This window comes from Pseudomonas sp. GW-45 (assembly GCF_056896675.1).
In genome coordinates this window covers 2,942,862-2,969,660 of record NZ_CM167674.1, presented here as the reverse complement: position 1 = coordinate 2,969,660, position 26,799 = coordinate 2,942,862, and the positions used below count along the sequence as shown (strand labels likewise).

Genomic DNA, 26,799 nt, shown 5'->3' with positions numbered 1-26,799 from the left:
GTGACAGGCGCCAAAATCAAACGTCGTGGGATTGATGGCATTCTGATTTTCGACAAGCCGCTGGGCATGAGCTCTAACGCGGCGTTGCAGAAAGTACGCTGGCTATTCAATGCTAACAAAGGTGGGCACACCGGCAGCCTGGATCCATTGGCTAGCGGCGTGTTACCGCTTTGCCTGGGTGAAGCCACCAAATTCTCACAGTATTTGCTGGATGCTGATAAAGCCTACGTGACCGAAGCGCGTTTGGGCATGACCACTACCACCGGTGATGCCGAAGGTGATGTTCTGGAAGTGAAGCCCGTTAACGTTAGCTTGGCGGACGTGGAGGCGAAGTTGCCGCAGTTTACTGGCGACATCGAACAGATACCGCCTATGTATTCAGCGCTCAAACACGAAGGCCAGCCGCTGTACAAGCTAGCCCGTGCCGGCGAGACAGTTGAGCGTAAGGCGCGTGCGGTGACTATTTCACAGCTCAGAATATTGGGCTTGGAAGGTGATCGTCTGCAGCTGGAGGTGCATTGCACCAAAGGCACTTACATTCGTACGCTGGTCGAGGATCTAGGCGCAGCGTTGGGTTGTGGCGCACATGTGTCAGCGTTACGCCGGACCATCGCCGGACCCTTCGATCTCAGTCAGTCGGTCACTCTGGAAACACTTGAAGCCATGCATGCTGAAAGCGGTCCGGAGTCGTTGGATCACTTGTTACTGCCGATGGACAGTGGCCTGCACGACTGGCCTATTCTGGAGTTGACCGAGCAGACCGCTCACTACTTGAACCACGGACAGGCGGTGCGCGTACCCGGTAGTCCGGCTTTCGGTAAAGTGCGTTTGCGTGATGCCAGTGGTCGCTTTCTTGGCATTGGCGAGATGACTGAAGACGCCAGAGTGGCGCCTAAACGACTATTGCGCTTCAATGCATAATATTTCGCTGACTGCGTAAGCGGTCAGCTCGTGTCATCGGCTGAGATCCGCGAACCATGCGGGTAATATTCAGTCCAAGAGTTGACCCGATAGCGGGTCACCACGAGGGTGGCTGTCAACAGGCGCGGTCATACCTCGATATAAAACACGGGACATTGGTCCTGGCCTGTTACCTCAGAGGAAATACGAGATGTCACTGAGCGTTGAAGAAAAAGCTGCAATCGTTGGCGACTATAAGCGCGATGAAGGCGATACCGGTTCTCCTGAAGTCCAAGTAGCTCTGTTGACTGCAAACATCAACAAGCTGCAGGGTCACTTTAAGGAAAACAAGAAGGATCACCATTCACGTCGTGGTCTGATTCGTATGGTTAACCAGCGTCGTAAGCTGCTGGATTACCTGAAGTCGAAAGACCTGTCGCGTTACAGCGATCTGATCGGCCGTTTGGGTCTGCGTCGCTAAGACCATTCCCGTTTGGACATGGCCGGGTCCGAATCCCGGCCATGCCCAGAGTTTCCCCCAAAGGCAAAAAAGAGAGAGAAGACACCGTGAAACCGGTTATCAAACAGTTTAAATTAGGTAACAGCACCATCACCCTGGAAACGGGCCGCATTGCCCGCCAGGCAACGGGTGCCGTTCTGGTCAGCATCGACGACGCTGTCAGTGTTCTGGTCACAGTCGTGGCCGCTAAGCAGGCCGACACTGGCCGCGATTTCTTCCCTCTGTCTGTGCATTACATTGAAAAGACTTACGCAGCTGGCCGCATTCCCGGTGGTTTCTTCAAGCGTGAAGGCCGTCCTTCCGAGAAAGAGACGCTGACCTCACGTCTGATCGATCGCCCGATCCGTCCGTTGTTTGCAGATGGCTTCATGAACGAAGTTCAGGTCGTTTGTACTGTAGTGTCTACCGACAAGACAACTGACCCCGACATGGCCGCCATGCTCGGTACGTCTGCTGCGCTGGCTATTTCCGGTGCGCCTTTCAACGGCCCCATCGGTTGCGCCCGTGTCGCCTTTGATGATGAAAAGGGTTATGTACTTAACCCTAATTACGAGCAGCTTAAAGGCTCGCGTCTGGACATGGTTGTCGCCGGTACTGAAGATGCCGTGTTAATGGTTGAATCCGAAGCGAAAGAACTGACCGAAGACCAGATGCTGGGCGCGGTATTGTTCGCTCACATGGAATTCCAGCCTGCGATTCAAGCGATCAAAGAACTGGCTGCTGAAGCTGGCAAGCCAAAGTGGGACTGGCAGCCAGAGCCAGAAAATACTGCGCTGTTGGACGCTATCAAAGGTCAGTTTGGTGCTGGTATTGCTGAAGGCTACACCACGACCGATAAGCAAGCCCGCTACAACCGTTTGGGCGAATTGCGCGACGCTGCGATTGCTGCTCTGTCGGGCGACGAAGCAGGCAAGTTCTCCGCCGGCGACGTTAAGGATGGCTTCAAAGAAATCGAATACCGCACCGTGCGTCAAAGCATCGTTAACGGTAATCCGCGCATTGACGGCCGTGATACCAAAACCGTTCGTCCGTTGAACATTGAAGTGGGCGTACTGGGTCGTACCCACGGCTCCGCGCTATTCACCCGTGGTGAGACTCAAGCACTGGTTGTTACGACTCTGGGTACTGCGCGTGACTCTCAGCTGCTGGATCAGCTGGAAGGCGAGCGCAAAGAACCCTTTATGTTCCATTACAACTTCCCTCCCTACTCCGTAGGTGAGTGTGGTCGTATGGGCGGTACGGGTCGTCGCGAAATCGGTCACGGTCGTTTGGCCCGTCGCGGTATTCAGGCTGTGATGCCTGATATGGAGCAGTTCCCTTACTCCATTCGCGTAGTTTCCGAGATCACCGAGTCCAACGGCTCTAGCTCCATGGCTTCCGTGTGTGGTGCCTCCCTGGCGTTGATGGATGCTGGTGTGCCGTTGAAGGCGCCGGTAGCCGGTATCGCTATGGGTCTGGTTAAGGAAGGCGAGAAGTTCGCGATCCTGACCGACATCTTGGGTGACGAAGATCACCTCGGCGACATGGACTTCAAGGTAGCCGGTACCGAGAAAGGTATTACTGCACTGCAGATGGATATCAAGATCAACGGTATCACCGAAGAGATCATGGAAATTGCTCTGCATCAGGCACACGACGCGCGCCTGTGCATCCTCAAGCAGATGAACGAAGTGCTGCCGGCTTCGCGTAAGGAAATCTCTTCCAACGCGCCGACCATGATCAGCATGAAGATCGACTCCGACAAGATCCGTGACGTGATCGGTAAAGGTGGCGCGACTATTCGCAGCATCTGCGACGAGACGGGCGCTTCTATCGACATCACCGACGATGGCACCGTGAAGATCTTCGCTGCCAGCAAGGAAGCCGCAGACGCCGCCAAAGCGCGCGTAGACGGCATCACTGCTGAAGCTGAAATCGGCAAGGTCTACACCGGTAAAGTTGAGCGGATCGTCGACTTCGGCGCATTCGTTAGCATCCTGCCCGGCAAGGATGGTTTGGTACACATTTCGCAGATCGCCAACGAGCGTATCGAGAAAGTGACCGACGTATTGCAGGAAGGCCAGGAAGTGAAAGTACTGGTACTCGATGTCGACAATCGCGGCCGTATCAAGCTATCGATGAAAGACGTAGAGTCAGCTGAAGACAGCGGCGTGTAAACGTAGCGACTCAGTAATAAACAAAAAGCCGGCATATGCCGGCTTTTTGTTGTCTGGTGATTTTCCGATCATGCGTTCGTCAGCGTGATTACCTTGCCGGGAGTAAGCGCAATGAACTGGAACACAGATGTGCCGAAAGTGCGGGTGTGGTTGATAACGCTGTTTTTCCTGCTGGGCGGTGCAGCGCACTTTTTGATTGTTGAGCGTTTTGTCAGCGTGATGCCGGCATACCTGCCTTGGCCGCGTGAGTTGGTACTAATTAGTGGGGTCTTCGAACTGCTGGGCGCTGTGGGTGTGCTGTTCGCGTGTACCAGGCGTTGGGCGGGGTGCGGGCTGGTGCTACTTTGCCTGGCCGTATTTCCGGCCAATTTGAATATGGCATTGCATGCCGAGCGCTTTAACGAGATCCCGGCGTGGTTGCTTTATCTGCGGCTACCGCTGCAGGCGTTGATCATACTGCATATTGTCTGGGCGACTGAATTGCTGCGTTGGCGTGGCAAAGTTAGTGCGTGACTTTGTGTTGATATAAGCAGACATAAAAAGACCCGCCAATGGCGGGTCTCTTGGGTTACGGAGCAAGTAACGGTTAGCTGCCTTTGACTCCATTGGCTATGCGATCACCAATATTCTGATCAATGTTACGCCAGTATTCGAGTGCGCGAGATAGTACGGGCTCCTCTACGCCGCCTTTGAGGTGACCTACCACGTTCGAGACCAAACGTTCGCGCTCAGCGTCATCTAATACTTCACGGACCATAGTGCCGGCCTGGCCAAAGTCGTCATCTTCGGCATGCAGAGTATAAGCTTTGCGTACCATGTCGCCGCTAGCACTCCACACATCCACAGGCGGGTTTCGCGATGGGTCAGCCGCTGGTCCGCCTTTTGAATTGGGCGCATACACCGGGTCGGTGACGTTGTCCATGCGCATGGCGCCGTCTTTGCTGTAGCTGTGTACAGGGACCTTCGGACGATTGACCGGGATTTGTTTGTAATTAACGCCCAGGCGAGCACGGTGTGCGTCGGCATAGGAGAATACGCGTCCTAACAGCATTTTGTCTGGGCTAACCCCAATGCCAGGCACGAGATTGCTCGGTTCAAAGGCCGCTTGCTCGATCTCAGTGTGGTAGTCGGTCGGGTTGCGGTCGAGAGTTAATTTGCCAACCGGAATCAGCGGATAATCGCCGTGCGGCCAAACCTTGGTCAGGTCGAAGGGATTGAAACGGTAGGTCTCGGCATCCTTGAATGGCATTATCTGCATATGCAGGGTCCAGCTTGGATGATTGCCCTGCTTGAGCGCCTCATACAGGTCACGAGTATGGTAATCGGCGTCTTGGCCAGCCAGCTTGTCAGCTTCTTCCTGCGTGAGGCATTCAACGCCTTGATCGGTCTTGAAGTGGTATTTCACCCAGAACTTCTCGCCCTGCGCGTTCACCCACATGTAAGTGTGGCTGCTATAGCCATTCATGTGACGCCAGCTTTTTGGAATTCCCCGATCACCCATCAGCCAAGTCACCTGATGTGCCGATTCGGGCGATAGGGACCAGAAGTCCCACTGCATGTCGTGATCGCGCAGATTGGTATCGGCACGACGCTTCTGCGAGCGAATAAAATGTTGAAACTTCATGGGGTCACGGACAAAGAACACCGGAGTGTTATTGCCCACCATGTCGTAGTTGCCTTCGCTGGTGTAAAACTTGATTGAGAAGCCGCGCGGGTCGCGCCAGGTGTCCGGGCTGCCGCGTTCGCCAGCAACAGTTGAAAAGCGCATCAACACATCGGTCTTGGTGCCTGGTTGAAATACGGCTGCTTTGGTGTAAGCGCTGATGTCATGGGTTACTTCGAAATGACCAAAACCGCCGCCGCCTTTGGCATGCGGTTGACGCTCTGGAATGCGCTCGCGGTTAAATTGGGCCATCTGTTCAATCAGGTAATGATCATGCAGCATGATCGGGCCGTCTGGCCCGATCGTTAGTGAGTGTTCATCACTGGCTACCGCGATCCCTGCATCATTGGTGGTGTGCTTTGGTTTCTCATCAGACATTATCAGGTCTCCATTCTCGTTGTTATTGATTAGACGGCGGGGGCTGGTGGTCTCACGAGGTCTAATCAGAAGTAAAGTAAGCGCCGTGATTACTAAGCGGCTTGCTTATTTGAAGTGGTCTGTTGGTTATAGTTCAGTGCGGAAGGTGTAACAAGCGACTGCTGATTCATTTTGCCTATGGTGGCGATTGAGAGCTTTTCATAGCCTGGCATCAATATGAAAAGATCGGTGGGATGCGACTAACCTAAGGCGCAGGCTGTCTGCGTCGATGTTCGTGAACATCGCAGCTGGGGTGGTTATCCTATGGCTAAACAATAATTGGGCTGTAAACGGCCCGCGTAACGTCGTTCTCAACAAGGGATATAAGATGAAAATCGACAGCATGGAGCAGCTACGCGACATTCTTGGCAGCCCACACCCAGCCACGCAAGACAAAATCTATGACTACCTTAATCGCGGAATGCAGACCTTTATCCAGCAGTCTCCGTTATTGCTGATGGCGACCCTGGATGAGGACGGCTTCCCAAGCATTTCTCCCAAAGGTGACGCACCGGGCTTTGTGCACGTGCAGGATGCTCTCCATCTGCTGATTCCGGAGCGTAAGGGCAACAAGATGGCGTTGTCCTTTAGCAATATCCTTGCGGGCTCGCGTCTGGGCTTGCTGTTCATTGTGCCGGGAGTCAGCGAGGTGCTTAGAGTGCAGGGGGCGGCAGAGATACTGCACGATCCCGAATTGAACGCGCGGCTGGCTTCGGATAGTCAGCAGGCGTTAGTAGTCACTCGGTTGCAGGTGCAGAGTGCTTTTTTCCATTGTGGTAAGGCATTACTGCGCAGTAAGTTGTGGGCGGAGGATTTGCAGCATGCCGATCTGAAGGTCTCTTTTGGTGAGCAGATTGCAGATAATCCACGCAAGCAGTCAGCTTTGCTGGCTAAGCAGGATATCCCGGCTTTCGATGCCGGTTTACGCGAGCGCTATCAGTCCGATCTTTAGTCGCCGTTAATGCATACTTACAGGAGTTGATCGTGCTGCTTTACGCCGTGCGCGCTGGTATGACTTGAAGCGCCGGATCTGTCAGCGCGGGACGCTGACATGCTGCCCAGACCCGGGTTATCGCCTGTTGACCACAATCGGTGCTTAGGCCGGCTTGCGATTTTTCTCTTCCTCGGTTTTGCCATCCCGCGCGCTTGCGCTCGCAGTGCTGCTTTGGCTGGTGCTGCTGCCTTGCGGATTGCTGACTCGCTCCTTGCTGTCATCCGCTTGGGCTACCGGGCTGGAAGCAAGGAAAGACGCAACGATCAGTGCAGAAAGATTTCTCATGATGCTCTCCTAAAGGTGTTATTCAACCTCTATAAAAAACCGCGTTGCGCATGAAACATTATGAAACTGTTTCCCGTGATACGATCTTTAAAGAAAACGTATTTCGGCAAGCACGCTATGTTCTATGAGGTGTTGATGTCCACTATAGGGAGCGGCAAAGTGTCACAGTAGCACTCGTTTTTGCTACACACCGTTTCGTTTTTGGAAACGATGTGGGCAAAGCTGCCAACTCAGCTAGTGGCGTGCTCTTCTAACTTGGCTGTTTCTGCCTGTTGTTCGGTATCGTTATTACTGGTTTGGCCACTGATTCGGTCAAGCATATGGCTATAGCGCTCGGCACCATCTTCTGCTTGGGCAGTGGGCGCGGCGACAATAAAGGATGCGATGACTAGTGCGGATAGATTTCTCATGACGTTCTCCTATTGGGTGCAAGGCTGAAATACAAGCGAGCGTTGTTGCCTTACTGTTTCCCTTTTTGATTTAACTTCAATAAGGTTGGTTTAGCTGTAGGCGCCGCTTCAAATGCCTCGGTGGTTATATTATTGAGTTGGGGATTTTGTCGGTAGTCCGATATTTCCCTACTCATAGTTTCTTTTTTGGAAACGTCAGGGTGGTGTGATGCAAGACCTGAATGACCTTATCTGCTTTGCCCGCGTGGTGCGCTTTGGTGGCTTTGCTGCGGCTGAGCGCGCTACCGGGGAGCGTAAGTCCAAGCTGAGTAAGCGGGTAACCCGATTGGAGCACTATTTCGGCACCCGGCTGATAGAGCGCTCAACCCGCAGTTTTCGGGTCACCGATATGGGGCGCGAGGTGTATCGCCAGTGCGAGGCCATAGTTGATCGGTTGGAAGCAACCGAGGCATTGGCGATGACGGCCAAGGACGAAGTACGCGGCACGGTACGTGTTAGCTGCTCATCCGGGATGATGGAGTATCTGGGGCGTGAGGCTTTGGTTGATTTTATGCAGCGCTATCCTGAGGTCCGCTTACAGTTGCTACTGTCCAGCCAGCGGGTGGATCTGATCAATGAGCGTATTGATGTTGCGTTCCGCGTGGCCACCCGTTTTGACACCGATCAATCGCTGGCGATGCGCTCGCTTGGAGTGAGCGCGCGCATTCTGGTTGCCAGCCCTGAACTCTTGGCGAACCATGGTGGCGAGCCTCTTCAGCTTGATCAGTTGACGCAGTTCCCCACGCTTTCGGTGGGTGAAATGCTTGAGCGTGATCGTTGGGAGTTTGCGAACGACAGTGGCGAGACGCGCGCCCACGCGCATGTGCCGCACTTCAGTTGCGGTGATATGCAGTTACTCTGCGAGTCAGCAGTGGCGGGGCTTGGGGTGGTGTTGCTGCCAGAGCACGTGTGCGGGCCAGAAATAAAACGAGGCCGGCTGGTGCACATACTGCCGGAGTGGCACGCGGTGGAGGGCAATATTCATATGGTGTTCACTACGCCCAAAGGCATGTTGCCGCCTGTGAGAGCTTTTATCGATCATTGTGTAGGGGTGTTTGCTCAGCGTCGCTGAGGTTGATTGCGGGCTGCGCTCGCGGATTCAGGCCATTCGGCTGCTGTATGGCGTTGGGCAGTGGTCACATACCATTCGAATTTGTAGGTTAAGTCGGGAGAAATTGATGTCGTCTGAGCTTCCTTTGCTGCAGTGTTCTTTGCGTTACATCAGCGTCTATCTGCTGCTCGCAGTATTTTTTGGCGCGGTGCAGGTGATCTTTGATCTCAACCTGGGTGTTGTGGCCACCGCAAGCACCCTGGCGGGCGCCACTTGTTACGTCGCGTTTTGGGTAGTGCGCCGGCGCCAGTTGCCGCTGGCCGCCATGCAGGCGTTTAACCTTGCGTTGTGCTCGATGCTGACGACGTTTCTGGTCGCATTGTTGATCGTGGGTGCTGTGTTGCTGCGGGAAGAGGTGAGGGCTTTTCTCGCCTTGCTGGATCGCGGCGCACTGGTGCATGCGGGCGTTGTTATGCTGGTCTATTCGGTGTTTGTGTTTTTTCTGCAATGGGCGCTCTACTACTTCTTTGCGCGCTTGTACTACCGTGGTTTGCAAAAGAGCGGCCGTTTGAATGTGTCCCCCGAGGCAGGAGAGCAGCAATGAGCTGGTTTACGGAGTTGGTGCTGGAAACAGAGCTGGTTCAGCTCCGGCCGTTGCGTGCGGCTGACAAAACCCAATTGGTGGCGGCCGCTGCAGACGGCCGCTTGTGGGAGCTTTGGTACACCCAGGTGCCGAGCGCCGAGACGGTTGATGCTTACGTTGATTATGCGTTAAGTGAACAGGCCGCCGGTCGTGCCTTGCCTTTCGTCGTGGTCGAGAAAACCAGCGGTGAGGTGATAGGTACGACGCGCTTGTGCAACGCGGACACGGCAAACAAGCGGTTGGAAATTGGTTACACCTGGTATGCCAGCCGAGTACAGCGCAGCGCCATCAACAGTCAGTGCAAGCTGGCATTGCTGGCGCACGCCTTCGAGCAATTGGGTGCCATTGCCGTGGAATTTCGCACCCATTGGCACAATCAGGCCTCACGTGCAGCGATAGCCCGATTGGGCGCTAAACAGGATGGCGTGTTGCGTAGTCACCGGTTGGACCCGGACGGTGCGCTTCGCGATACCGTGGTGTTCTCCATCCTCGACAGCGAATGGCCGACAGTGCGTAAATCCCTGCAATTCAAGCTGGCTCGTCGCGCGGCTGATTAATCAGCCGCCACTGAGTCCTGCTGTTTCACTACCTTGTGCTGGTCTTCGTTGCTGCCCAGTTTCCAGTAGCTGGAGGCGTAAAGGTCGGCCTTATCGACTTGGCGCTCCTCGCGGAAATAGCGCCGTAGCGCCCGCATGCTGCTGAACTCACACGCGGTCCACACGTTGGGCTTGCCCTCTGGCCAGACCAATGTTTTTACCTGCTCGACCAGCTGCTCTGAGTTCTCGCCCGGGTGCGGATTGACTACCCAGATTAGTTCGATATTGGCCGGCGCCGTGAGTGGCTGAATATCAGCCTCGCTGATGACCTCAAGCACCGCGTAACCGCGTGCATTGTTGGGCAGTTGCTCTAAATTGACGCTGATGGCGGGCAGGGCGGTCATGTCGCCGACCATGAGGAACCAGTCGCCTTCTGGGTTCATCAGCTTTTTTGGCCCCGGGCCGCCAATTAACACCTTGTCACCCGTCTGCGCCTGCTCCGCCCAGGTCGCAGCGGGGCCGCCGTCTTCGTGTAGCACGAAATCCACGTCCATTTCGCCGTCACGCTGGTGGCGTACGGTATAGGTGCGGACGATGCCTTTGCCCTCACCCTTGGGCGGAAACATAAGTTTGATATAAGCGCCATCCTGCTCGGTAGGGAAAGCGTGCATGCCTTCACCGCCAAGGGTTATGCGGAGCATGTTGGGCGTGATTTTGGCGCTGCGGATAACCTGCAGCAAGCGAGGTTCAGGTCGTTTCATACTGGATTCTCGAGTGAGTTCAATGGCTGGACGGGGCTGGCGTCCAGGTTATCTGTCATCCGCCGAGCGAGGCAGATGAACAGCTCCACTTCATCAGGATTCAGGTCACGGGTCATGCGCGCCAGAGTCTGTTGCTCCAGCTGTTTTATGCGTTGCATCATGGCTGTGCCGGCGATGCTGGGTTCGAGCAGTTGGCTGCGTCGATCAGCAGGATTACCACGCTTATTTATCAATCTGCTGGCCAGTAGTTCATTAAGCACGCGGGTAATCTGCGCCTTGTCACGACGCATGCGCTGAGCGATCGCGTTGGCTGTGCAGTCGGGCATATAACTGACCGCTTTGAGCACTCGTACATGGGTAACCGGCAGCGGCACCTCGGCTTCGCGAATGGCCTGCGCCATCGCTGAGCGATAGGCATGAGTGACTTTTTGTAGGGCGTCGCTGAGAGAGTTGATTGGCATGCCTTGGCTGCTGTTTTGATTGACATTATCAACCATATGCAACTTGGTTGATAATGTCAATCAATTGCGGGGGGATATTGATTGGTTGTCTGGGTACCCCGAGAGCACTGGGTAGCGCTCGCGATTAGCAGGGGGGCTGGCGCTGTGCTTTGCTATGCTGCCACCAACACTCTATGCATCAGGATTGTGCTAATGCCACGACTCTTTCTCGGCTTTGAGCTACCGCCCCAGCAGGCCGCTGCGCTGGTTGCGTTGGCCGAGCCCATCAAGGGGCTGCGCTGGCAAAGTGTGGAGCAACTGCATCTCACGCTACGCTTTTTCGGCGAGGTGAGCGAGCAGGGTACAGCGGACTTGCAGTCTATTCTGCGGGTACTGAGCGGCTCGCGTTTTGCGCTACAAATAAAGGGAGTGGGGTATTTCGGCTCGCCAGCCCGGCCATCTATCCTCTGGACTGGAGTTGCTGACCCCGCTGCTTTGCAAGCGTTGCGAGCTGAGCTGGACCAACTGCTGGAAGGTCACTGCGCGCCTGACCCGCAACGTTTTGTCCCGCATGTGACCCTTGCGCGTCTAGGCAGTGGGGCAGGCAAATTGAATAACTTTTTGGCCAGGCATAAGCAACTGCAATTACCTGATTGGCGGGCGTCTGAGCTTTGTCTGTTTTCCAGTGAGGCGGGCGCTGAGGGTTCACGCTATGCGGTGCTCGCGCGTTACCCGTTAGGGTCAGTTGGTGTTCTTGATCACCACCTGTGACCTTTATTCCACCCGGCCGTGCGCAACAAGTTGGCCCGTGTTAATCAGGATTTTTATCAGTACTAGGCGTTTGTCTGAGCCTGATCGACCGACGCGACCTCAGCGGTCGTCAACGTGCGGTATTCACCGGCTGCCAGCGCAGGGTCCAACACGATGGCACCCATGCTCTCCCGATGCAGGCTAACGACTTGATTGCCCACCGCATGGAACATCCGTTTAACCTGATGATAACGGCCCTCATAGATAGTCAGCCGTGCTTCACAGGGGGCTAGCTGCTGTAGCTGGGCAGGCGAGGTGGTGAGCTGCTCTGTGGTCATATAGATGCCTTCCGCGAAGCGCTCAGCTGTCTCTTGGCTGATCGGTCGCAGGGTTGTTACCCGGTAGGTTTTTGGCAGCTTGATGCGCGGCTCGGTCAGGCGACGTGACCAGAGGCCGTCATTGGTCAAGATCAATAGGCCAGAGCTGCTGCGGTCCAGCCGGCCACCAATATGCAGCTGTTCGCGCAAGGGGCTGGGGATCAACTGCATCACGGTAGGGTGCAGTGGGTCACTGGTGGCGCTGAGATAACCAACAGGCTTGTGCAGCATTAGAAAATGCGCCTGACGTGCCTGCAGCAGCTCACCATCCAGGCTGATGGCGACAAACTGATCTACTTCGTGGCGCGGGTCGTGGGTGATGCACCCGGCAACGTGGACGCGACCGCTGGCGATCAACAAGCGCGTGGCCTGGCGACTGTGCGCGGTACGGTTGCTGATAAAGCGGTCGAGTTTCATGGCGAGCGATTATACCTGCTGTGGCACAGTCTGCGCTCAGTGCTCGTCGCGCTCCCATTCCGGTGGTTTCCACAGGTGCTTCAGGCGTTGTTTCAGCGAGCCACGTTTACGCATGTCGCGAAACAGATCGCGGTACTCGTGCAGCCAGTGCATCCACAGGCGGTTGTTGTGGTGCGGTGGTCGGGTAATGCCGTATTCAATCGGCTGGTCAGCTTGCTCGACGGTAAAACTGCCAAACAGGCGGTCAAATAGGATGAAGACGCCGCCGTAGTTGGTATCCAGGTAGTCTGGATTGCGCGCGTGATGCACGCGGTGATGATTGGGCGTGTTGAACACAAATTCGATAGCCGGGTGCAGTCGACCTACCAGCGTGGTGTGGATAAAAAACTGGTAGACCAAAGAGAGCGCATAACAGACGCCAATCCATACCGGATTGAAGCCGATCAGCGCCAGCGGTACGTAAAACAACCAGCCGCCATTAAATATATTGGTCGCGTTTTGCCGCATCGCTGTTGAGAAGTTCATCCGCTCAGAGGAGTGATGAGTCACATGCGCAGCCCAGAGCCAGCGCACGCGGTGAGATGAGCGGTGCATCCAATAGAAGCAAAAGTCGGTTAGTAGCCACAACAGCACCGCGGTAAATAGGTTCAGCGGAATATCCAGCAACCGGTAGTGGTAAGCGAGGGCGTACACCGGAAAGGCAATCAATCCGGCGAACAGTAACTCGGTGGTTTGGTAGCCCGCGCCTAGCGCAAAGTTGCGCATGGCTTCACGGCCATCTACCCGGGCTGGGTCGTGGCGAATCTTCAGGTACTCCCAGGCAAATACGCCAATAAAGACGGGCGTGGCCAGCATGAATACCAACTGGCGCTCGTCCAGTGCCAGCCAACTAAGGCCGGCGTCAGCGAGTACCTGTTGCAGCATCTCGAACAAGCCCATGGCAGCTTTGCTCCGGTGGTGTGTTGTGTTTGTGATCCTGATGATGAGCGCAGCATAGGATTTATTATTGACTTTATATGCCTTGTTTTTGACTCTATACGTCACGAGCGGAGATAAAACATGGCCACACCCCTGCGGGTAACCGGTGCCTGGGTACAGTTGTTGACGGATTGGCTGGACGAGCGGCAGTTGGCCGCGCCTCAGTTGCGTCTGTTGCTGGATAGTCGCGCACCAGCAGATCTGGTACCAATGCCGTTATGGCAGTCGATGCTGGCGCAGGCGGGGGCACTGCAGCCGGAGCAGCCTGCTCCGGCATTGCAAATAGGCGCGCAGATTCAGCCACGGCACGTAGGCGTGCTCGGTTATCTGCTGTTGGCCTGCTCCAATCTGGCCGAGGGCATGGCGGCCTACCAGCGCTATGAGCGCTTGTTCTATGGGGACGATCTGGTGCAGATGAGCTCCTCTGCCACTGACGTGACGCTGGCTTGGCCTGCGCAGGCATCCACCGGTGAGTTGGCCGATAGCGTGGCCATTGCTGCTTTGCTCAGTTTGTTGCGTCGCCTACTGGACACCCCCCCGGTACCACTGCGGGTGTGTTTTGTTTTCCCTGAACCGCCGGATGAAAAAGTTGTGGTTGCCTACCAGGACTTTTTCGCCTGCCCTGTGCATTTTTCGGTAGACAGTACTCAAGTGGTTTTTCCTACTAGCGTGCTGACGTTGCCTCTGCCCCGCAGCGATCCCAGTGTGCGGCGGTTGCTGGACCGCCAAGCCCAAGCCGCATTGCTCGCGTTACCAGAGTCAGACGCCTTTGCCCGCGCCTTACAGCAATGCATGTTGCGGTTGTTGCCGGAGGGAGCCTTGAATTTGTCGCAGGTGGCGGAGGAACTGCATGTTTCGGTACGCAGCCTGCAGCGGCGACTGGACGCCCGGGGCCAGAACTGGCGCCAACTGCTGGACAGGTTACGACAGCAGTTGGCGCAGCAGTACCTGGCTGATCCTGCGCTACTGTTGAGCGATATTGCCTTGTTGTTGGGGTTTTCCGAGCAAAGTGCCTTCAACCGCGCTTTTCGCCGCTGGAGTGGGGAAACGCCCGCTAAGGCACGCCGCAGGCTGTTGCTGCCAGGCTGATGGGTTTACAGTGAGGCAACACTTAAATAAGGGCTCACCATGTACACCCTCGCTTCTTTGGTCACCTTGTTGGTCGCGCTGATGCACGCGTACTTTCTGTTGTTGGAAATGTTCCTCTGGGACAAACCTTTGGGGCTCAAAACCTTTGCTCAGAGCGCAGAAAAAGCAGCGGTGACCAAGGTGATGGCAGCCAATCAAGGGCTGTATAACGGTTTTCTCTGCGCTGGGTTAATTTGGGGTGTCGCTTTAGGGCCAGCAGGCGACGGCATTAAGCTGTTTTGTCTGAGCTGTGTGGTCATCGCCGGCATTTTTGGCGCGCTGACAGTCAGTCGCAAAATACTCTATGTGCAAGCCGCACCCGCAGCACTCGGGCTGGTGTTGGTGCTGCTGTCTTGAGCGTGGTCGTCTTGTCTGCACTAAACTCGAAGCTTGTTTACGTTCCACGACGGGTTGGCTGAATGCAGATTTATTACCGTCCCTTGCTGCGCTCTTTGCTGGCGATGCTGCTTATCGGGGTGTTGGTCATTGAGGTGCTGGTTTTGCAGATCGGTATGTCGGCCCGCAGCCAGACGGGGCAGCAATTGTTATCGCGCGCTGCTGAAGTGCGTGCGGCACTGGAAACCCGCTTGCGCGACGGCATTTATCTTAGCCGTGGGTTAGTGTCGTTCCTGCAGAGTCAGCATGGGCTGCGCGACCCGGACCGGGTTGAAGCATGGTTGGCAAGCATGCAGCAAGAGGTCGATTACCTGATCAGCATTGGCATAGCACCAGATAACCGTATCGCACTGATTTACCCGCGTGAAGGTAACGAAGCGGCCTTAGGGCTTGCTTATCGCGAGGTGCCAGAACAGTGGCTTGCGGTGCAAGAGATCATGCGGACCGGTAAACCTGTTTTGGCTGGGCCTTTATCGTTAGTGCAGGGCGGCAGCGGGTTGATTTATCGCTCACCGGTTTATCTGGATGGGCGTTATTGGGGGCTGGTCAGCACCGTTATGGATGCTCCGACGCTACTTGGCATGCTGCAGAGCGAGCCACGCTGGCAAGATCTAAACCTGCAGCTGCAGCGCGTGAGTTCGCAAAACTCAAATGAGTTTACCCGTATATGGGGAGCTGACCTGAGAGTTGATGCTGCGCAGCAGGCCATGCTGATCGAGCTGCCCGGGGCGACTTGGCGTTTGGTTGTGCAGCAACGGGTCGAAGGCTTTCAGCTGTTGTACTACCGTGTGGGCTTGTATGCGCTGCTATTGTTGATTTTGTTTGCCGTTGGCTTCACTCGCGCTGCGCGTATTCGCGAACAACGCGAGCGCGAAACCCTGCGGGCCGAAAGCGAGCAGATGAAAAATGAGTTTATCTCCACCATCAATCATGAGTTGCGTACGCCGTTAACCAGCATTCTCGGCACTCTGGGGCTACTGCACGGTGGGGCGGTCGGCCAGCTGCCTAGTGAGGCTGAGCGGATGGTGTTGTTGGCCAAACGCAATGGCGAGCATCTGCTCAAGTTGATCAGCGATTTGCTGGATATAGACAAAATAGTTGCGGGCAGGATGCAACTGGACTTGCAGGAGGTGGCGCTCGACCAAGCGTTGACTGGAGCCCTGCAAGATTTAGACGGCGTGCTTAGCCAGAGAGAGTTAAGTATTGAGTACCACAACCCCTTTGCCGACGCGCGGGTGCTGATTGACAACACGCGTTTCAAACAGGTGCTGGATAACCTGTTGTCGAATGCTATCAAATTCTCCGCAACGGGGGGTGTCATCGCTGTGCGAGTCAGTCGTGTGAGTGGTGGTGAGCGGTGGCGGATTGAGGTCAGTGATCAAGGTGAAGGCATACCCTTGGCATTCCAGGATAAGGTATTCGAACGCTTTACCCAGGCAGATGGTTCGTCACAACGCAAGGCAGGTGGAACCGGGCTGGGCTTGGCTATTACCCGTGGTTTGGTACAGCAGATGGACGGAGAAATCGGTTTTACTACATCGGAAGCGGGCACCTGCTTTTACGTCCTATTGCCTGCGTTGTAATGGCTGGCACCACGCCTAATACAGGGAGGAGTTATGGAAAAACTAACCGCGCAGGAAATTAAGGCATTTGTACCCGCACGTGATTACGCCGTGAGCAAAGCGTTCTACCGCGATATGGGCTTCACCATGGCCTCTGACATGGGTGATGTCGCTTATTTTCACTTGGGGGGTTGCAGCTTCCTGTTGCAGAATTTCTATGAGCCTGTCTTGGCTGATAACTTCATGATGCACCTATTGGTCGAGGACGCGCGTGCCTGGCACGCCGAAATGACCAAAAGGGATCTGGCCAAGACTTACGGCGTGCGCCTCACTGAGCTGGTCGAAGAACCTTGGGGCATGCTGGACTTCACTGTGACCGACCCCAGCGGCGTGCTGTGGCGTATCGGGCAGAACATGTGAGCGAATGAACCATGGATTTACGCCGTTATCTGCTCAACAAACCCGAGGCTGAAGAAAGCTTCCCGTTTGGCCCCGAAGCTGCCGTATTCAAAATACAGGGCAAAATGTTTGCCCTATTGTTAGAGCGCGACGGTGTGGCGAGCGTCAATCTCAAGTGCGACCCGGAACAGGCGATAGGGCTACGCGATCTGTTCACCGCCGTAACTCCGGGTTATCACATGAATAAGCGCCACTGGAATACGGTGCGTGATGACGGCTCAATCCCTGTGGGTGAGCTGCAACGTATGATTGATCACTCGTATGCTCTGGTGGTTAAGGGATTGAATCGCACCCAGCGACTGGGGCTGGAAGCCCGCCATGGCCAGGCCGTTCTTTACGTCGGCCAGCTCGGTGCCCAACCTGACGGTCGATGAGGTCAGGTTTGACTGCATGCCGCGTTGAAGGCGACTGGCTCTGGGTGGGTTAAGTGGAAAGTGGGGCAACCAATGCAGTTACGTGAACGCACCCCCGCAGATACCGCCGCCTGCGTCGCGCTGTTTACCGCTTCGGTACATCAGCTGGCGGCGAGTCATTATACGCTGCAACAGCGCCACGCCTGGGCACCGTTGCAAGCCAATACGGCCTTCTGGCAGTCGCACCTGAGCGGCCTGAACCTGCTATTGGCTGAGGATGCGCAAGGCTTGCTGGGTTTTATTGGTTATGCCAACGATGGGCATATCGACATGCTGTTTTGTGCGCCGGACGCGGCGCGAAGCGGGATAGCGAGCGCACTCTATGCCGAGGCTGAAATAAGGCTGGTGGCGTTCGGGGTTACCTATCTGTACACCGAGGCTAGCTTGCTGGCGCAGCCATTTTTTCAGCGCCAGGGTTTCCACAGCCTTGAACCGGAGAAAGTACAACGCGGCGGTATTAGTCTGCTGCGTTACCGCATGGAGAAGCATCTGTATTGACGTGATTTAGTAAGCTGCCGGGCTGTTGCCGTCAGCGCAGCGGGTCGCTATCGTGACGACTCTAAAGCCAAGGGAATAACAACAATATGAACGCCCAATTTATCCTGTTGCCGTTACTGCTGCAGATTGCGCTGACGCTAGCGATGTACATCGCCCTGACCCGCGCCAAGCTTAGGGCTGTGGAGCTGGACCAAGTCGACGAGGCGCGGCGCGCCTTGCACGACGATGCCTGGCCCGACAGCGTCATCAAGATCAACAACAATATCCGTAACCAATTTGAGGCACCGGTCCTTTTCTACGTGCTGGTATTCGCTTTGCTGCATCTAGGCGCCGTGGGCTGGTTGGCGCAGCTGCTCGCCTGGCTGTTTGTGCTCAGCCGTATTGCCCATGCAGTGGTGCACACTGGCGCCAACCGGGTGCCACTGCGTCGCCGTATTTTCACCTTTGGCTGCGTCATCCTCATGCTTATGACGGCGCTGGCAGCTTGGGTGCTGGTGGTTCACTGATGGCGGGGTTTGTGGATTTATTACGGGATCGTGGCCGAGTTTATCTGCTGGAAGCGGTGGTGTGTTTTGGTAGCTTGGTCATTTTGTTAGGGCTGGGCCTGGTGGCCTTGCCGCTGGCCTTTGCTGAAGATGCGGACCGCCTGTTTCGCTGGCAATTGGTGGCGATGTTGGTGGGTGGAATTATCGGGTTCTGGGGTGTGATCCAGTTGGTACTCAAGGTGACCTATTCGAGCAGACAGGTGGCCTCGCCTCAGGCAATCGTGATTACCCTACTGATGGGCATAGGTGCGCTACTGGCATTTTATCAGCTGATGCAGCTGTCCCGAGCAGCGACCATGATGCTGGTGGTCTTGCCGTTGTTGGGTGTCGCACATTTTCTGTTTCTCGGGCGCGGCTATCTGGTGCGTCAGCGCTGATCCCGGTTGACAGCGCAAGCGTGATCCGGTCGACTGCTAACTCTGTCCTGCCTTGTCGGAGTTTGCTGTCGTCATGTCCCAAAGTACCCACGAAATACAGTTGCTCAGCATTAATGCGGCCGAGCCACAGCCGTTGCAGGTAGGTAATCGGCATACCCGTACCGGCCATTTCAAACAGCCGTTGCAGGGCATCGTAGCAATAGAAGAAACGGGCATTGATGGCGACTTTATCGCTGATCTCAAGCACCACGGTGGCCCGGATCAAGCGTTGTATTTGTATAGCCAGGAAGACATCGACTGGTGGAAACAGCAATTGCAGCGCGATATCAGCCCCGGTTTTTTTGGCGAAAACCTCACGGTGTCGCATTGGTGGCCAACGCTGCGCATTGGTGATCGTCTGCAAGCGGGTGAGCTATTGCTGGAAATCACCGCGCCACGTATTCCCTGCTCCACATTAGCGGCGCGCGTGGGCGACAAGCTGTTCCCCAAGGCTTTCGTTAAAGCCGAGCGCTGTGGAGCTTACGCCCGCGTACTGCAACCGGGTACCCTTCAGGCAGGCCAAACGTTCACGGTTCTCAAGGCCGATGTTATCTATCCGACTATCAACGAGGTATACCGTTACTGTCACTCCAAGGGCCATAACCTGGATTTTGTGCAGCGGGTTTTGCATTCGCCGGTGGCGGAGAAGATGCGGGTGGAGATGGAGGAGCGCAAGGCTCGGGCTGAGCTAGCGACTGGGCAGTTGCCAGGCATTTGAGATGTTCGTCAGGCTTGGACGCTCGCATGTCTCATTTTGCGGTGGATACGAGAACGGCGCTTTGTAGAGATTTAAAGCTCTAGCTCGTTCATGGTGTTATTTTCTAGCACGCCTTTCGCCTTTGCCGGCGAGTTACTTTTCTTTGAATGGCCAAAGAAAAGATAACCAAAAGAAATTCACGCGACCAGCTTGGACCACCAAGCTGGCCTGCGGCTTCTCTGCGTTACTCGGTGTTGAGCGCGCCTGCGGAACTCGCTTCGCTCAGGCTAGGCGCCCCCAACATTCCTCGGCTCAATCGCTCAACCCCTGCGTTACTCGACAGCTTGGAACGGGGATTTATGGCGAGCCACCGCGTGATTTTTGAGTTTGATATTCTGGCCTGATCTCTTACACAAAAGGCCTGTGATCGCACGGACTATCCAGTCCCATCTGAGCGGGCGAGTAGCGCAGCGAACCCGCAGGGCCGCGCAGCTGGGTGCCCTGGGGGATTGTTAAGGGGGCATGGGCAAACATGCCCCCTTGACTCGCCTAGAGGCGAAAACGGTAATGAGCTGATCTGCTAACTAAAATACAACGCTTGGCTGATTCTTACGGTGCGATGTTGCCTTACGCCGAACTAGCAGGGCAGTGTAGCCAGCAAAAGCGCTCGATAAACGCGCTCACGAACACCGCCAGGTTCGGCCAAACCCATTCGGTGCAACGCAGCGCGCTGGCGCCCGCTGGCGCTAACCCTCACACCCCGCCAAAACAACGAAAATAGCGCCCGCTTGCTACCTATCTGAACTTTCAGCACGCTCAATGCTTGTGCTAAATCTTCTTCCTCGGCACTCATGCCACTGCCCAGTGGAAACGCGGGTAGCTCGCCCTGTTGCTGCACGGCTGCCAGACTGGACTCCAGCTGCTCGGGCGTATTACGGCTGTACTCGACCGGCAGTTGATAGTCCGCTGGTAGCTTGCCGACCTTCTTTGCCTGCGCCATCAGCCCCTGCTGAAACTGCGCATCGCTGACCGATAACATGGCATCGATCACCTCGGCATCACTCTTGTCGCGCAAGTCAGCCACGCCGTACTCGGTCACCACCATATCGCGCAGATGGCGCGGAATAGTGGTGTGCGGATACTGCCAGCAGATGTTGGACGAGATTTTGCCCTTGTGGGTGCGGGTCGCGGGAAGGGTGATAATGGCGCGAGCGTCCGGTAGCGCGAAGGCCTGGGCGACAAAATTGTACTGACCGCCCACGCCGCTGATCACCTGTGCATCGGCCAAGCCGTCGGAGACCACGGAGCCGGTCAGGGTCACCATAACGGCGCTGTTGATAAAACGGGCCTTGGGGCGAGCGGCACGTTTGGCTTGCTCATCACCGTACAGGCTGTTGGTGTAAGAGACCGGCATCATGGCGATCTTGTTGCGGGTACTCTCGGGCAGGCGCTCAAGAATCTCGTACAGTACTGGGCTGCCAATGAAGAAACCGGCATGAATCAGCTTACTGTCAACTTCGCGTTTGATCACCCCCGCCTCGATCAAGGCTAAAAAGCCCTCGACCAGCATCTCGGTAACGCCGTACAAACCTTGTTCGAATGGCTCGCAATGACGCGAAGGCAGGGTATCGGGAGTTTCCAGCGTGCGTAGCAGGGTGTGAAAGCGCTGTGGCTGCTGCTGGCGCAAACGCAGGGCATGGGCGATGGCGTCGCCAATCGAGCCGATGCCTATCTGCAGTGTGCCGCCATCCGCAATCAGGCTGGCGACGCGCAGGCCAATGGCGTGATGCTTGGTGGCGGCCGGACTGTGCGGCGGCGTAAATAGCGGAAACTCGTATTGTTCGCTCTGCAGGATGCAGTCGAAGTCGCTGGCGGGACGATCCGCTGCGCCGCCCATAAACGGCAGGGCATGGTTAACCTGTCCGACGCTTAGTAGCGGCAGTTCACCCAGCCGCCGGCGTTCCAGCAAATCGGCACTGATGTCCGGATTACAGCTCAAACTGTAGCGCGTAGGCTGGCCGTCCGCTGACTGCTCGCCCGGCGCGACCAATTGCAGAACCAGGTTTACCTTCCAGCGCAGCAGCGTATCCAGTGCATGGGTGTAGTTGAGGCTGGTGTACTCCTGTTGCGCCAATGGCACGCCAAGCCAACCGCCGGGCTGCATGAAGAACTCACGCACGGTAATGTTGCTGGGCAGCGCGCCGCTGCGCATGGCTTTTGCATACTCGAGCACAGGATAATCATCAAACAGCCGCGCCGACAAAGGGCCGATAAAGCGCTGCTCTAGGTCGCTCTTGGCGCTGGGTTTCTCCAGCGTTAGCGCGGTGCAGATGGTCAGGGAGATTTTCGGGTTCGCCTGGGCCCTCTGAAACAACGCATTGATCAGGTGATTGGCCTTGCCTAGCCCCAGGGGCAGGCCGACCACCAGGCTGTTGCCAAGCCGCTGCAGTATTTCATCGACCAGGGCTTCGGCATCGTCAAAGCGGCGCGGCAGCTCACTCATCTGGCACAGCCGTCCAGCCGGGGTCCGGGGTGAAGCGGGGTCCATGTTTTTCGCTTAAGTGCTGCAGCTGCTGCTCAATGGTGTCGAAGCCAAGTTGTTCTGCATAGTGCATGGGGCCGCCACGGAACGGCGGAAAGCCAGTAGCAAAGATCATGGCGCCATCGAGCTGATCAGCATCGTCGATTACCTGTTCACGCAGACAGGCCATGCACGCATTCAGCATAGGCAACAGCAACCTTTCCTGAGTGCCGCGGGGGGCTTGTTTGCGGCGGTATTTTTTCTGTACCTTGCCATCCTTCCAGCGGTAGATACCTTTGCCAGTTTTGCGGCCAAGGTCGCCATTTTCCACTTTCTTTCGCAACCATTCGGGCGCTTCGGGTAGATTGCTGTCGAGTTGCTCGCGCAACATGTCGGCAACTCCCAGGCAGATATCCAGCCCCACCTGGTCGGCTAGCTCGAGTGGCCCCATCGGCATACCAAAATCAATGGCAACCTGATCGATTGCCTCGGCGCTCAGTCCTTCATCCAACAGGCAGATGGCTTCGATCAAATAGGGTGTAAGGGCACGATTGACCAGGAATCCGGGGGCGCTGCTGACCGGTGCCGGCAAGCGGTTGATCTGACCCACAAAAGTGTTAGCTCGCTCCAGCGCGCTACTGCGCGCGGTAGAGTGGGCCACCACCTCGACCAGTTGCATCTGCGCCACCGGGTTAAAAAAGTGAATGCCGACCAGCCGGCCTGCATCGGCCAGCCCGCTGCGGAGTTTGTCCAGTGGGATGCTCGAGGTATTGGTGGCCAAGATCGCGTCCGGCTTCATGCGCGGCTCCACCCCGGCGTATACCTTCAGTTTGATGTCGAGATCTTCCGGCACCGCTTCGAGCACCAGGTCAGCCACAGCTACGCCGCTGTTATCCGGGTCAGGAATCAGGCGGTCGAGAATGTCGCGGGTTTGCGCGGGGCTGCGGTGCTTTTTGCGGCACAGTTCGGCGAGGTTGTGCACCGCCTTGCCGATGCTCTTGGGCTCGGTATCAAACAGGCTAACGCGCAGCCCTTGCAGTGCGCACCAACCGGCAATATCGCCGCCCATGGCACCTGCGCCAATCACATGTATGTGGCGAATGGGCGCGGGTTTGTGGCGGCCTTTGCCCGGATCACCCAGCGCCTTGAGCTGCTCACGCAGGAAAAATACACGCACTAGATTGCGCGAGCTTGGCGTGTTCAGCAGGTGGGCAAAAGAATAGATTTCGCGATGCAGTACCTGGTCCGGGCTGTTGCCGTGCCGTTCCCACAGTTTGATCAGTGCGTGTGGCGCAGGATAATGCTGCGGCGACACCTTGGCGTCGGCCTGTTTACGCATACGCCAGGCCGCCAAGCGCCTTACCCAATCGAGGCGGAAGGGGCGCGCGCGCAGGTTGCGTCTGTCCACTTTGACCTGCCCATCCAATACCGCGCTGACCGCTGGGCCAAGATGGCGCTCTTCGAGTAACTGGTCGATTAAACCCAGCTTGCTGGCCTGCGCGTCGTGAATAGTGCGGCCGGTGAGCATCATGTCCATCGCCACTAGCGGGTCAATCAGGTCGGGCAGCCGTGCGGTGCCACCGAGGCCCGGATGCAGACCTAACAATACTTCAGGCACGCCAAAGGTTGCGCCCTTGACCGCCAGGCGATAGTCGCAACACAGCGCGAGTTCAAGCCCGCCACCCAGTGCTGCGCCGTGGACAATGGCAATGGTTGGACAGCTGAGGTCAACCAGATGCTGGGCCAGCAGGTGCGCATCAACCAGCTTGCTAATGACATCGGGCTCGGTGTGCAGTTGGCGGAACTCGCTGATATCCGCGCCCACGCAGAAGCTGCCAGCTTTGGCTGAGCGGATAACCAGCGCGCTCGGCATATCGCTCTTGAGTGCGGCGATGATTTCGCTGAGTTCCAGTAGTACGGCTTCGGAGAGGACGTTGGCGCTGCTGTCGGCTTTGTCCATCAGCAGCCAGGCAATGTTTTGCTCATCCCGCTTGAGGTGCCAGTGCTGCCAGGCGCGCGGGCTGGATTTGAGTTCGGCCAGACTGAACGGGCCGATTTCCATCAGCCGGGGCGTCAGGGCGGAAAGAACGGAGGCGGTCATCGGGTCTGTCTCCTTATAGCGTTTCAATCAGCATGGCGCCCGACTGGCCGCCGCCGATGCATTCCGTGGCGATACCGCGGCGCATGCCGTGGCGTTGCAAAGCCTTGACCAAGTGCAGCACGATACGGTTGCCGCTGGTGCCCACCGGGTGACCGAGGCTGATGGCGCCGCCGTCGATATTCAGTCGACCGGGATCTAGCCGGCCCATGGGATGGTCGAGCCCCAGAATGTGTTTACAGAAGCTCGCATCTTGCCAGGCCTCCAAACAGGCCAGAACTTGAGCGGCGAAGGCTTCGTTGATTTCCCATAGATCAATATCGGCCAGCTGATGGCCGTGGCGTTGCAACAGCGCGGTGCTGCTGAGCACGGGGCCCAGCCCCATGATTTCGGGTTCTAGCGCGGCCCAGTGGCTGTCAACGATGACTGCCAGTGGCGTGAGGTTGTGTTTTATCAGCGCCTGTTCAGAGGCCAAAACCACCCAGCTGGCGCCATCGGTTATCTGCGAACTATTGCCTGCAGTTACTTGGCCATAGGGTTTTTCAAACACCGGCTTGAGTTGACCCAGCGCGTCCATCGAATTATTCGGCCGTACACCGTCATCTTGGCTGTATTGCTTGCCCTGCTTATCGAACAGCGGCACAACCTCGTCTTGTAGCCAGCCGGCTTCCTGAGCGGCAGCTAAGCGCTGATGACTCAGCAGCGCGTAGGCATCGGCAGATTCACGCTGGACGTTGAATAGTTGCGCCACGACTTCGGCGGTTTGTCCCATATTCAAATCCACAATCGGATCGGTTAGGCCGCGTTCCAGACCAATAACGGGTTTCATCAGGCTGGGCCGGAAGCGCGCCAACGCCTTCAACTTGGCTGGCAGGCTGCGCGCTTGGTTGAGTTCAGCAAACCAATCTACCGCGCTGCGCTTGAACAGCAGCGGCGCGTGGCTAAGGGCCTCGGCACCGCCGGCCAGAATCAGGTCTGCGCCGCCGTCGCGGATGTAGCGGTACCCGGTATCGATTGATTGCATGCCAGAGCCGCAATTGATCTGCACGCTGAAAGCCGGCATTTGCGCGCCCATGCCAAGCCGCAGTGCGGCGACGCGGGCGGGGTTCATTTCTTCGGAGACCACATTGACGCAGCCGAGGATGACCTGATCAAAAGCGTCTGGCGAGAGCCCTTGGCGCATCAATAGCGGACGGCCACACTGCACGGCAAGATCCACCGGAGTGAAGGGGCCGGGCTTGCCGCGCGCCTTGAGAAAGGGCGTACGAGCGCCGTCGACAATATACACAGGTTGATGACTGGGAGCGGTAGAGCGCGGCTGGCTATCCATAAGGAGCCCTTGTCTTGATGATTCTCAGAATAATAAAGGCGCGGGCCTGACGGCGGCGCTTCAATCAAGCATAGGACAGAATGTGCGGGTTTCAGTTCAGTGCAGAAGAGTTGTTTAACTGATGAGAAACATCAGGTGTGCGAGCTGGCATGCAGCCCTGAGACGCGCTGTTCACGCCTCAGGGTGCAGGAGGGATATCAGTCGCGCTCAAGCGCCAGTGCTACGCCTTGTCCGCCACCAATACAGAGCGTGGCCAGGCCTTTTTTGGCGTCGCGTTCCAGCATACTATGCAGCAAGGTCACCAACACACGGCAGCCGGAGGCACCGATGGGGTGGCCAAGGGCAATGGCGCCGCCGTTGACGTTAACCTTGTCCATATCCCACTTTAGCTCTTTGCTGACCGCCAGGGCTTGCGCGGCAAAGGCTTCGTTGGCCTCGATCAGGTCCAGATCACTAATCTGCCAGTTGGCTTTGGCCAAGCAGCGTTGCGTGGCCGAAACAGGGGCTATACCCATGATTGCAGGATCAACACCCGCATTGGCGTAAGCCGCTATTTTGGCCAGCACCGGCAAACCGAGTGCCTTGGCTTTCGCTGCGCTCATCATCATCACGGCGGCGGCGCCGTCGTTCAAGCTGGAGGCGTTACCAGCAGTGACCGTACCGTCTTTTTTGAACGCGGGCTTCAAGCGGCCTAGGCTGTCCGCGCTAATACCGTCGCGTGGTTGCTCATCCTGCGTAACGACCACCGGGTCGCCTTTGCGCTGCACAATGCTGACGGGGGTAATCTCCCGATCAAAACGGCCTGCTTTTTGCGCGGCGACGGCTTTCTGTTGCGAGGCAGCTGCGAAAGCATCCTGCTCTTCACGGCTGATGCTGTACTTGTCGACCAGGTTTTCCGCCGTGATGCCCATGTGATAATCGTTGAAAGCATCCCACAAACCATCATGAATCATGCTGTCGATCATCTTGCCGTGCCCCATGCGCAGACCGGCACGCGAGGTTGGGATCAAGTGCGGCGACAGGCTCATGGATTCCTGGCCACCAGCAATCATAACTTCCGCATCACCACAGCGGATTGCCTGCGCGGCAAGGTGCAAGGCTTTGAGGCCGGAACCACAGACCTTGTTTAGCGTCATTGCCGGTACAGAGTGAGGGAGGCCGCCATGGATCGCCGCCTGACGTGCGGGATTCTGACCGCAACCGGCAGTGAGCACGTGGCCGAGGATGACTTCATCAACAATGGCAGGATCGATTTTGGTTTGATCCAGTAGGGCGCGGATAACAGTCGCACCCAATTCGTGGGCGGGAACATGGGCGAACTGGCCCCCAAAGCTGCCGATGGCAGTACGGGTGGCGGCAACAATCACGACCTCTTGCATGAACGGACTCCTCTATGCGG

29 protein-coding genes are annotated in these 26,799 nt (G+C 56.6%); 18 read left to right on the top strand and 11 right to left on the bottom strand.

The genetic code is table 11. The features are described 5' to 3' along the window. The 4 genes from truB to AC1XYH_RS13735 all read left to right on the top strand — a co-directional run bounded on the left by truB (position 1) and on the right by AC1XYH_RS13735 (position 4,089). Positions 1 to 921 (top strand): tRNA pseudouridine(55) synthase TruB, encoded by a 921-nt coding sequence (gene truB, locus AC1XYH_RS13750; protein WP_483323732.1) that lies wholly within the window; start codon positions 1 to 3, stop codon positions 919 to 921. A 190-nt stretch (positions 922 to 1,111) separates the two neighbouring features. Continuing rightward, positions 1,112 to 1,381 carry a 30S ribosomal protein S15 gene (gene rpsO, locus AC1XYH_RS13745; protein WP_483323731.1) on the top strand — a complete coding sequence of 90 codons (270 nt, stop codon included), beginning with the start codon at positions 1,112 to 1,114 and terminating at the stop codon, positions 1,379 to 1,381. 86 nt (positions 1,382 to 1,467) lie between these two features. Then, entirely contained in the window at positions 1,468 to 3,576 is a 2,109-nt protein-coding gene (pnp, locus tag AC1XYH_RS13740) for a polyribonucleotide nucleotidyltransferase (protein WP_483323730.1), read from the top strand. A 111-nt stretch (positions 3,577 to 3,687) separates the two neighbouring features. Then, the gene (locus tag AC1XYH_RS13735; RefSeq protein ID WP_483323729.1) at positions 3,688 to 4,089 is read left to right on the top strand and encodes a DoxX family protein; all 402 of its coding nucleotides are present in this window, start codon (positions 3,688 to 3,690) and stop codon (positions 4,087 to 4,089) included. A 73-nt stretch (positions 4,090 to 4,162) separates the two neighbouring features. Here the strand turns inward: AC1XYH_RS13735 and AC1XYH_RS13730 are convergent, their stop codons facing one another. Then, a complete protein-coding gene (locus AC1XYH_RS13730; protein WP_483323728.1) occupies positions 4,163 to 5,617 on the bottom strand; it encodes a catalase in 1,455 nt (484 codons plus the stop codon). Between the two features lie 367 nt (positions 5,618 to 5,984). Between AC1XYH_RS13730 and AC1XYH_RS13725 the strand changes: the two genes are divergently transcribed. Further along, positions 5,985 to 6,608, top strand: coding sequence for an MSMEG_1061 family FMN-dependent PPOX-type flavoprotein (locus tag AC1XYH_RS13725; RefSeq protein WP_483323727.1), 624 nt, complete (start codon positions 5,985 to 5,987; stop codon positions 6,606 to 6,608). Positions 6,609 to 6,752: 144 nt separating this feature from the next. On the opposite strand, the gene AC1XYH_RS13720 is transcribed toward AC1XYH_RS13725, so the two are convergent. Together AC1XYH_RS13720 and AC1XYH_RS13715 are read right to left on the bottom strand one after the other, a co-directional pair. Then, positions 6,753 to 6,935, bottom strand: coding sequence for a hypothetical protein (locus tag AC1XYH_RS13720; protein ID WP_483323726.1), 183 nt, complete (start codon positions 6,933 to 6,935; stop codon positions 6,753 to 6,755). Between the two features lie 230 nt (positions 6,936 to 7,165). Then, a complete protein-coding gene (locus AC1XYH_RS13715) occupies positions 7,166 to 7,345 on the bottom strand; it encodes a hypothetical protein (protein WP_483323725.1) in 180 nt (59 codons plus the stop codon). Between the two features lie 208 nt (positions 7,346 to 7,553). On the opposite strand from AC1XYH_RS13715, the gene AC1XYH_RS13710 reads away from it, so the two are divergent. The 3 genes from AC1XYH_RS13710 (at position 7,554) to AC1XYH_RS13700 (ending at position 9,635) form a co-directional block, all read left to right on the top strand. Then, positions 7,554 to 8,456, top strand: coding sequence for a LysR family transcriptional regulator (locus tag AC1XYH_RS13710; protein ID WP_483323724.1), 903 nt, complete (start codon positions 7,554 to 7,556; stop codon positions 8,454 to 8,456). Positions 8,457 to 8,562: 106 nt separating this feature from the next. After that, positions 8,563 to 9,039 (top strand): hypothetical protein, encoded by a 477-nt coding sequence (locus AC1XYH_RS13705; protein ID WP_483323723.1) that lies wholly within the window; start codon positions 8,563 to 8,565, stop codon positions 9,037 to 9,039. Then, positions 9,036 to 9,635, top strand: coding sequence for a GNAT family N-acetyltransferase (locus tag AC1XYH_RS13700; protein WP_483323722.1), 600 nt, complete (start codon positions 9,036 to 9,038; stop codon positions 9,633 to 9,635). Before AC1XYH_RS13705 ends, AC1XYH_RS13700 begins: the two co-directional genes overlap by 4 nt. Here AC1XYH_RS13700 and AC1XYH_RS13695 read toward each other — a convergent pair. Together AC1XYH_RS13695 and AC1XYH_RS13690 are read right to left on the bottom strand one after the other, a co-directional pair. Beyond that, entirely contained in the window at positions 9,632 to 10,375 is a 744-nt protein-coding gene (locus tag AC1XYH_RS13695; RefSeq protein ID WP_483323721.1) for a siderophore-interacting protein, read from the bottom strand. The two genes, AC1XYH_RS13700 and AC1XYH_RS13695, sit on opposite strands and share 4 nt — an antisense overlap. Beyond that, positions 10,372 to 10,836, bottom strand: a complete 465-nt coding sequence (locus AC1XYH_RS13690) for a MarR family winged helix-turn-helix transcriptional regulator (protein WP_483323720.1) — start codon at positions 10,834 to 10,836, stop codon at positions 10,372 to 10,374. The genes AC1XYH_RS13695 and AC1XYH_RS13690 overlap by 4 nt, the downstream gene beginning before the upstream one ends. Positions 10,837 to 11,028: 192 nt before the next feature. Here AC1XYH_RS13690 and thpR point away from each other — a divergent pair, with 192 nt between their 5' ends. After that, positions 11,029 to 11,586, top strand: a complete 558-nt coding sequence (gene thpR / locus AC1XYH_RS13685; RefSeq protein WP_483323719.1) for an RNA 2',3'-cyclic phosphodiesterase — start codon at positions 11,029 to 11,031, stop codon at positions 11,584 to 11,586. 62 nt (positions 11,587 to 11,648) lie between these two features. Here thpR and AC1XYH_RS13680 read toward each other — a convergent pair whose 3' ends face one another. Then, entirely contained in the window at positions 11,649 to 12,359 is a 711-nt protein-coding gene (locus tag AC1XYH_RS13680) for a pseudouridine synthase (protein ID WP_483323718.1), read from the bottom strand. 36 nt (positions 12,360 to 12,395) lie between these two features. Further along, positions 12,396 to 13,298 (bottom strand): sterol desaturase family protein, encoded by a 903-nt coding sequence (locus AC1XYH_RS13675; RefSeq protein WP_483323717.1) that lies wholly within the window; start codon positions 13,296 to 13,298, stop codon positions 12,396 to 12,398. Positions 13,299 to 13,418: 120 nt separating this feature from the next. Here AC1XYH_RS13675 and AC1XYH_RS13670 point away from each other — a divergent pair, with 120 nt between their 5' ends. From AC1XYH_RS13670 to AC1XYH_RS13630, 9 genes are all read left to right on the top strand, one after another. Beyond that, a complete protein-coding gene (locus AC1XYH_RS13670; protein WP_483323716.1) occupies positions 13,419 to 14,426 on the top strand; it encodes a helix-turn-helix domain-containing protein in 1,008 nt (335 codons plus the stop codon). A 39-nt stretch (positions 14,427 to 14,465) separates the two neighbouring features. Then, positions 14,466 to 14,822: a DUF1304 domain-containing protein gene (locus tag AC1XYH_RS13665; RefSeq protein ID WP_483323715.1), complete on the top strand. Its 357-nt coding sequence runs from the start codon at positions 14,466 to 14,468 to the stop codon at positions 14,820 to 14,822. A gap of 62 nt (positions 14,823 to 14,884) precedes the next feature. Further along, positions 14,885 to 16,444, top strand: coding sequence for an ATP-binding protein (locus tag AC1XYH_RS13660; RefSeq protein ID WP_483323714.1), 1,560 nt, complete (start codon positions 14,885 to 14,887; stop codon positions 16,442 to 16,444). Positions 16,445 to 16,477: 33 nt separating this feature from the next. Beyond that, positions 16,478 to 16,843, top strand: coding sequence for a VOC family protein (locus AC1XYH_RS13655; protein ID WP_483323713.1), 366 nt, complete (start codon positions 16,478 to 16,480; stop codon positions 16,841 to 16,843). An 11-nt stretch (positions 16,844 to 16,854) separates the two neighbouring features. After that, positions 16,855 to 17,256, top strand: coding sequence for an MmcQ/YjbR family DNA-binding protein (locus AC1XYH_RS13650; RefSeq protein ID WP_483323712.1), 402 nt, complete (start codon positions 16,855 to 16,857; stop codon positions 17,254 to 17,256). 72 nt (positions 17,257 to 17,328) lie between these two features. Continuing rightward, positions 17,329 to 17,793, top strand: a complete 465-nt coding sequence (locus AC1XYH_RS13645) for a GNAT family N-acetyltransferase (protein ID WP_483323711.1) — start codon at positions 17,329 to 17,331, stop codon at positions 17,791 to 17,793. Between the two features lie 86 nt (positions 17,794 to 17,879). After that, complete coding sequence (locus AC1XYH_RS13640) at positions 17,880 to 18,299, top strand: MAPEG family protein (protein WP_483323710.1); 420 nt, start codon at positions 17,880 to 17,882, stop codon at positions 18,297 to 18,299. After that, a complete protein-coding gene (locus tag AC1XYH_RS13635) occupies positions 18,299 to 18,715 on the top strand; it encodes a hypothetical protein (RefSeq protein ID WP_483323709.1) in 417 nt (138 codons plus the stop codon). The genes AC1XYH_RS13640 and AC1XYH_RS13635 overlap by 1 nt, the downstream gene beginning before the upstream one ends. Before the next feature lie 73 nt (positions 18,716 to 18,788). Then, complete coding sequence (locus tag AC1XYH_RS13630) at positions 18,789 to 19,472, top strand: MOSC domain-containing protein (protein WP_483323708.1); 684 nt, start codon at positions 18,789 to 18,791, stop codon at positions 19,470 to 19,472. A gap of 616 nt (positions 19,473 to 20,088) precedes the next feature. Here AC1XYH_RS13630 and AC1XYH_RS13625 read toward each other — a convergent pair. From AC1XYH_RS13625 to AC1XYH_RS13610, 4 genes are all read right to left on the bottom strand, one after another. Then, the gene (locus tag AC1XYH_RS13625) at positions 20,089 to 21,954 is read right to left on the bottom strand and encodes an acetyl-CoA hydrolase/transferase C-terminal domain-containing protein (RefSeq protein ID WP_483323707.1); all 1,866 of its coding nucleotides are present in this window, start codon (positions 21,952 to 21,954) and stop codon (positions 20,089 to 20,091) included. Beyond that, complete coding sequence (locus AC1XYH_RS13620; protein WP_483323706.1) at positions 21,947 to 24,073, bottom strand: 3-hydroxyacyl-CoA dehydrogenase NAD-binding domain-containing protein; 2,127 nt, start codon at positions 24,071 to 24,073, stop codon at positions 21,947 to 21,949. The genes AC1XYH_RS13625 and AC1XYH_RS13620 overlap by 8 nt, the downstream gene beginning before the upstream one ends. Before the next feature lie 13 nt (positions 24,074 to 24,086). Next, on the bottom strand, positions 24,087 to 25,400 hold the full coding sequence (locus AC1XYH_RS13615; protein ID WP_483323705.1) for an acetyl-CoA C-acetyltransferase: 1,314 nt from the start codon (positions 25,398 to 25,400) through the stop codon (positions 24,087 to 24,089). A 197-nt stretch (positions 25,401 to 25,597) separates the two neighbouring features. Next, complete coding sequence (locus AC1XYH_RS13610) at positions 25,598 to 26,779, bottom strand: acetyl-CoA C-acetyltransferase (protein WP_483323704.1); 1,182 nt, start codon at positions 26,777 to 26,779, stop codon at positions 25,598 to 25,600. Positions 26,780 to 26,799: the final 20 nt, after the last annotated feature.

Excerpts from the sequence above, each read along its gene's own strand:
- AC1XYH_RS13725 (WP_483323727.1), top strand. The coding sequence starts at position 5,985 with ATGAAAATCGACAGCATGGAGCAGCTACGCGACATTCTTGGCAGCCCA.
- AC1XYH_RS13610 (WP_483323704.1), bottom strand. The coding sequence starts at position 26,779 with ATGCAAGAGGTCGTGATTGTTGCCGCCACCCGTACTGCCATCGGCAGC.
- AC1XYH_RS13735 (WP_483323729.1), top strand. The coding sequence starts at position 3,688 with ATGAACTGGAACACAGATGTGCCGAAAGTGCGGGTGTGGTTGATAACG.
- AC1XYH_RS13730 (WP_483323728.1), bottom strand. The coding sequence starts at position 5,617 with ATGTCTGATGAGAAACCAAAGCACACCACCAATGATGCAGGGATCGCG.
- AC1XYH_RS13665 (WP_483323715.1), top strand. The coding sequence starts at position 14,466 with ATGTACACCCTCGCTTCTTTGGTCACCTTGTTGGTCGCGCTGATGCAC.
- AC1XYH_RS13700 (WP_483323722.1), top strand. The coding sequence starts at position 9,036 with ATGAGCTGGTTTACGGAGTTGGTGCTGGAAACAGAGCTGGTTCAGCTC.
- AC1XYH_RS13625 (WP_483323707.1), bottom strand. The coding sequence starts at position 21,954 with ATGAGTGAGCTGCCGCGCCGCTTTGACGATGCCGAAGCCCTGGTCGAT.
- rpsO (WP_483323731.1), top strand. The coding sequence starts at position 1,112 with ATGTCACTGAGCGTTGAAGAAAAAGCTGCAATCGTTGGCGACTATAAG.
- AC1XYH_RS13615 (WP_483323705.1), bottom strand. The coding sequence starts at position 25,400 with ATGGATAGCCAGCCGCGCTCTACCGCTCCCAGTCATCAACCTGTGTAT.
- AC1XYH_RS13640 (WP_483323710.1), top strand. The coding sequence starts at position 17,880 with ATGAACGCCCAATTTATCCTGTTGCCGTTACTGCTGCAGATTGCGCTG.
- AC1XYH_RS13630 (WP_483323708.1), top strand. The coding sequence starts at position 18,789 with ATGTCCCAAAGTACCCACGAAATACAGTTGCTCAGCATTAATGCGGCC.
- AC1XYH_RS13660 (WP_483323714.1), top strand. The coding sequence starts at position 14,885 with ATGCAGATTTATTACCGTCCCTTGCTGCGCTCTTTGCTGGCGATGCTG.
- thpR (WP_483323719.1), top strand. The coding sequence starts at position 11,029 with ATGCCACGACTCTTTCTCGGCTTTGAGCTACCGCCCCAGCAGGCCGCT.
- AC1XYH_RS13715 (WP_483323725.1), bottom strand. The coding sequence starts at position 7,345 with ATGAGAAATCTATCCGCACTAGTCATCGCATCCTTTATTGTCGCCGCG.
- AC1XYH_RS13680 (WP_483323718.1), bottom strand. The coding sequence starts at position 12,359 with ATGAAACTCGACCGCTTTATCAGCAACCGTACCGCGCACAGTCGCCAG.
- AC1XYH_RS13690 (WP_483323720.1), bottom strand. The coding sequence starts at position 10,836 with ATGCCAATCAACTCTCTCAGCGACGCCCTACAAAAAGTCACTCATGCC.
- AC1XYH_RS13675 (WP_483323717.1), bottom strand. The coding sequence starts at position 13,298 with ATGGGCTTGTTCGAGATGCTGCAACAGGTACTCGCTGACGCCGGCCTT.
- AC1XYH_RS13705 (WP_483323723.1), top strand. The coding sequence starts at position 8,563 with ATGTCGTCTGAGCTTCCTTTGCTGCAGTGTTCTTTGCGTTACATCAGC.
- AC1XYH_RS13635 (WP_483323709.1), top strand. The coding sequence starts at position 18,299 with ATGGCGGGGTTTGTGGATTTATTACGGGATCGTGGCCGAGTTTATCTG.
- AC1XYH_RS13695 (WP_483323721.1), bottom strand. The coding sequence starts at position 10,375 with ATGAAACGACCTGAACCTCGCTTGCTGCAGGTTATCCGCAGCGCCAAA.
- AC1XYH_RS13650 (WP_483323712.1), top strand. The coding sequence starts at position 16,855 with ATGGATTTACGCCGTTATCTGCTCAACAAACCCGAGGCTGAAGAAAGC.
- AC1XYH_RS13655 (WP_483323713.1), top strand. The coding sequence starts at position 16,478 with ATGGAAAAACTAACCGCGCAGGAAATTAAGGCATTTGTACCCGCACGT.
- AC1XYH_RS13720 (WP_483323726.1), bottom strand. The coding sequence starts at position 6,935 with ATGAGAAATCTTTCTGCACTGATCGTTGCGTCTTTCCTTGCTTCCAGC.
- AC1XYH_RS13710 (WP_483323724.1), top strand. The coding sequence starts at position 7,554 with ATGCAAGACCTGAATGACCTTATCTGCTTTGCCCGCGTGGTGCGCTTT.
- AC1XYH_RS13620 (WP_483323706.1), bottom strand. The coding sequence starts at position 24,073 with ATGACCGCCTCCGTTCTTTCCGCCCTGACGCCCCGGCTGATGGAAATC.
- AC1XYH_RS13670 (WP_483323716.1), top strand. The coding sequence starts at position 13,419 with ATGGCCACACCCCTGCGGGTAACCGGTGCCTGGGTACAGTTGTTGACG.
- AC1XYH_RS13645 (WP_483323711.1), top strand. The coding sequence starts at position 17,329 with ATGCAGTTACGTGAACGCACCCCCGCAGATACCGCCGCCTGCGTCGCG.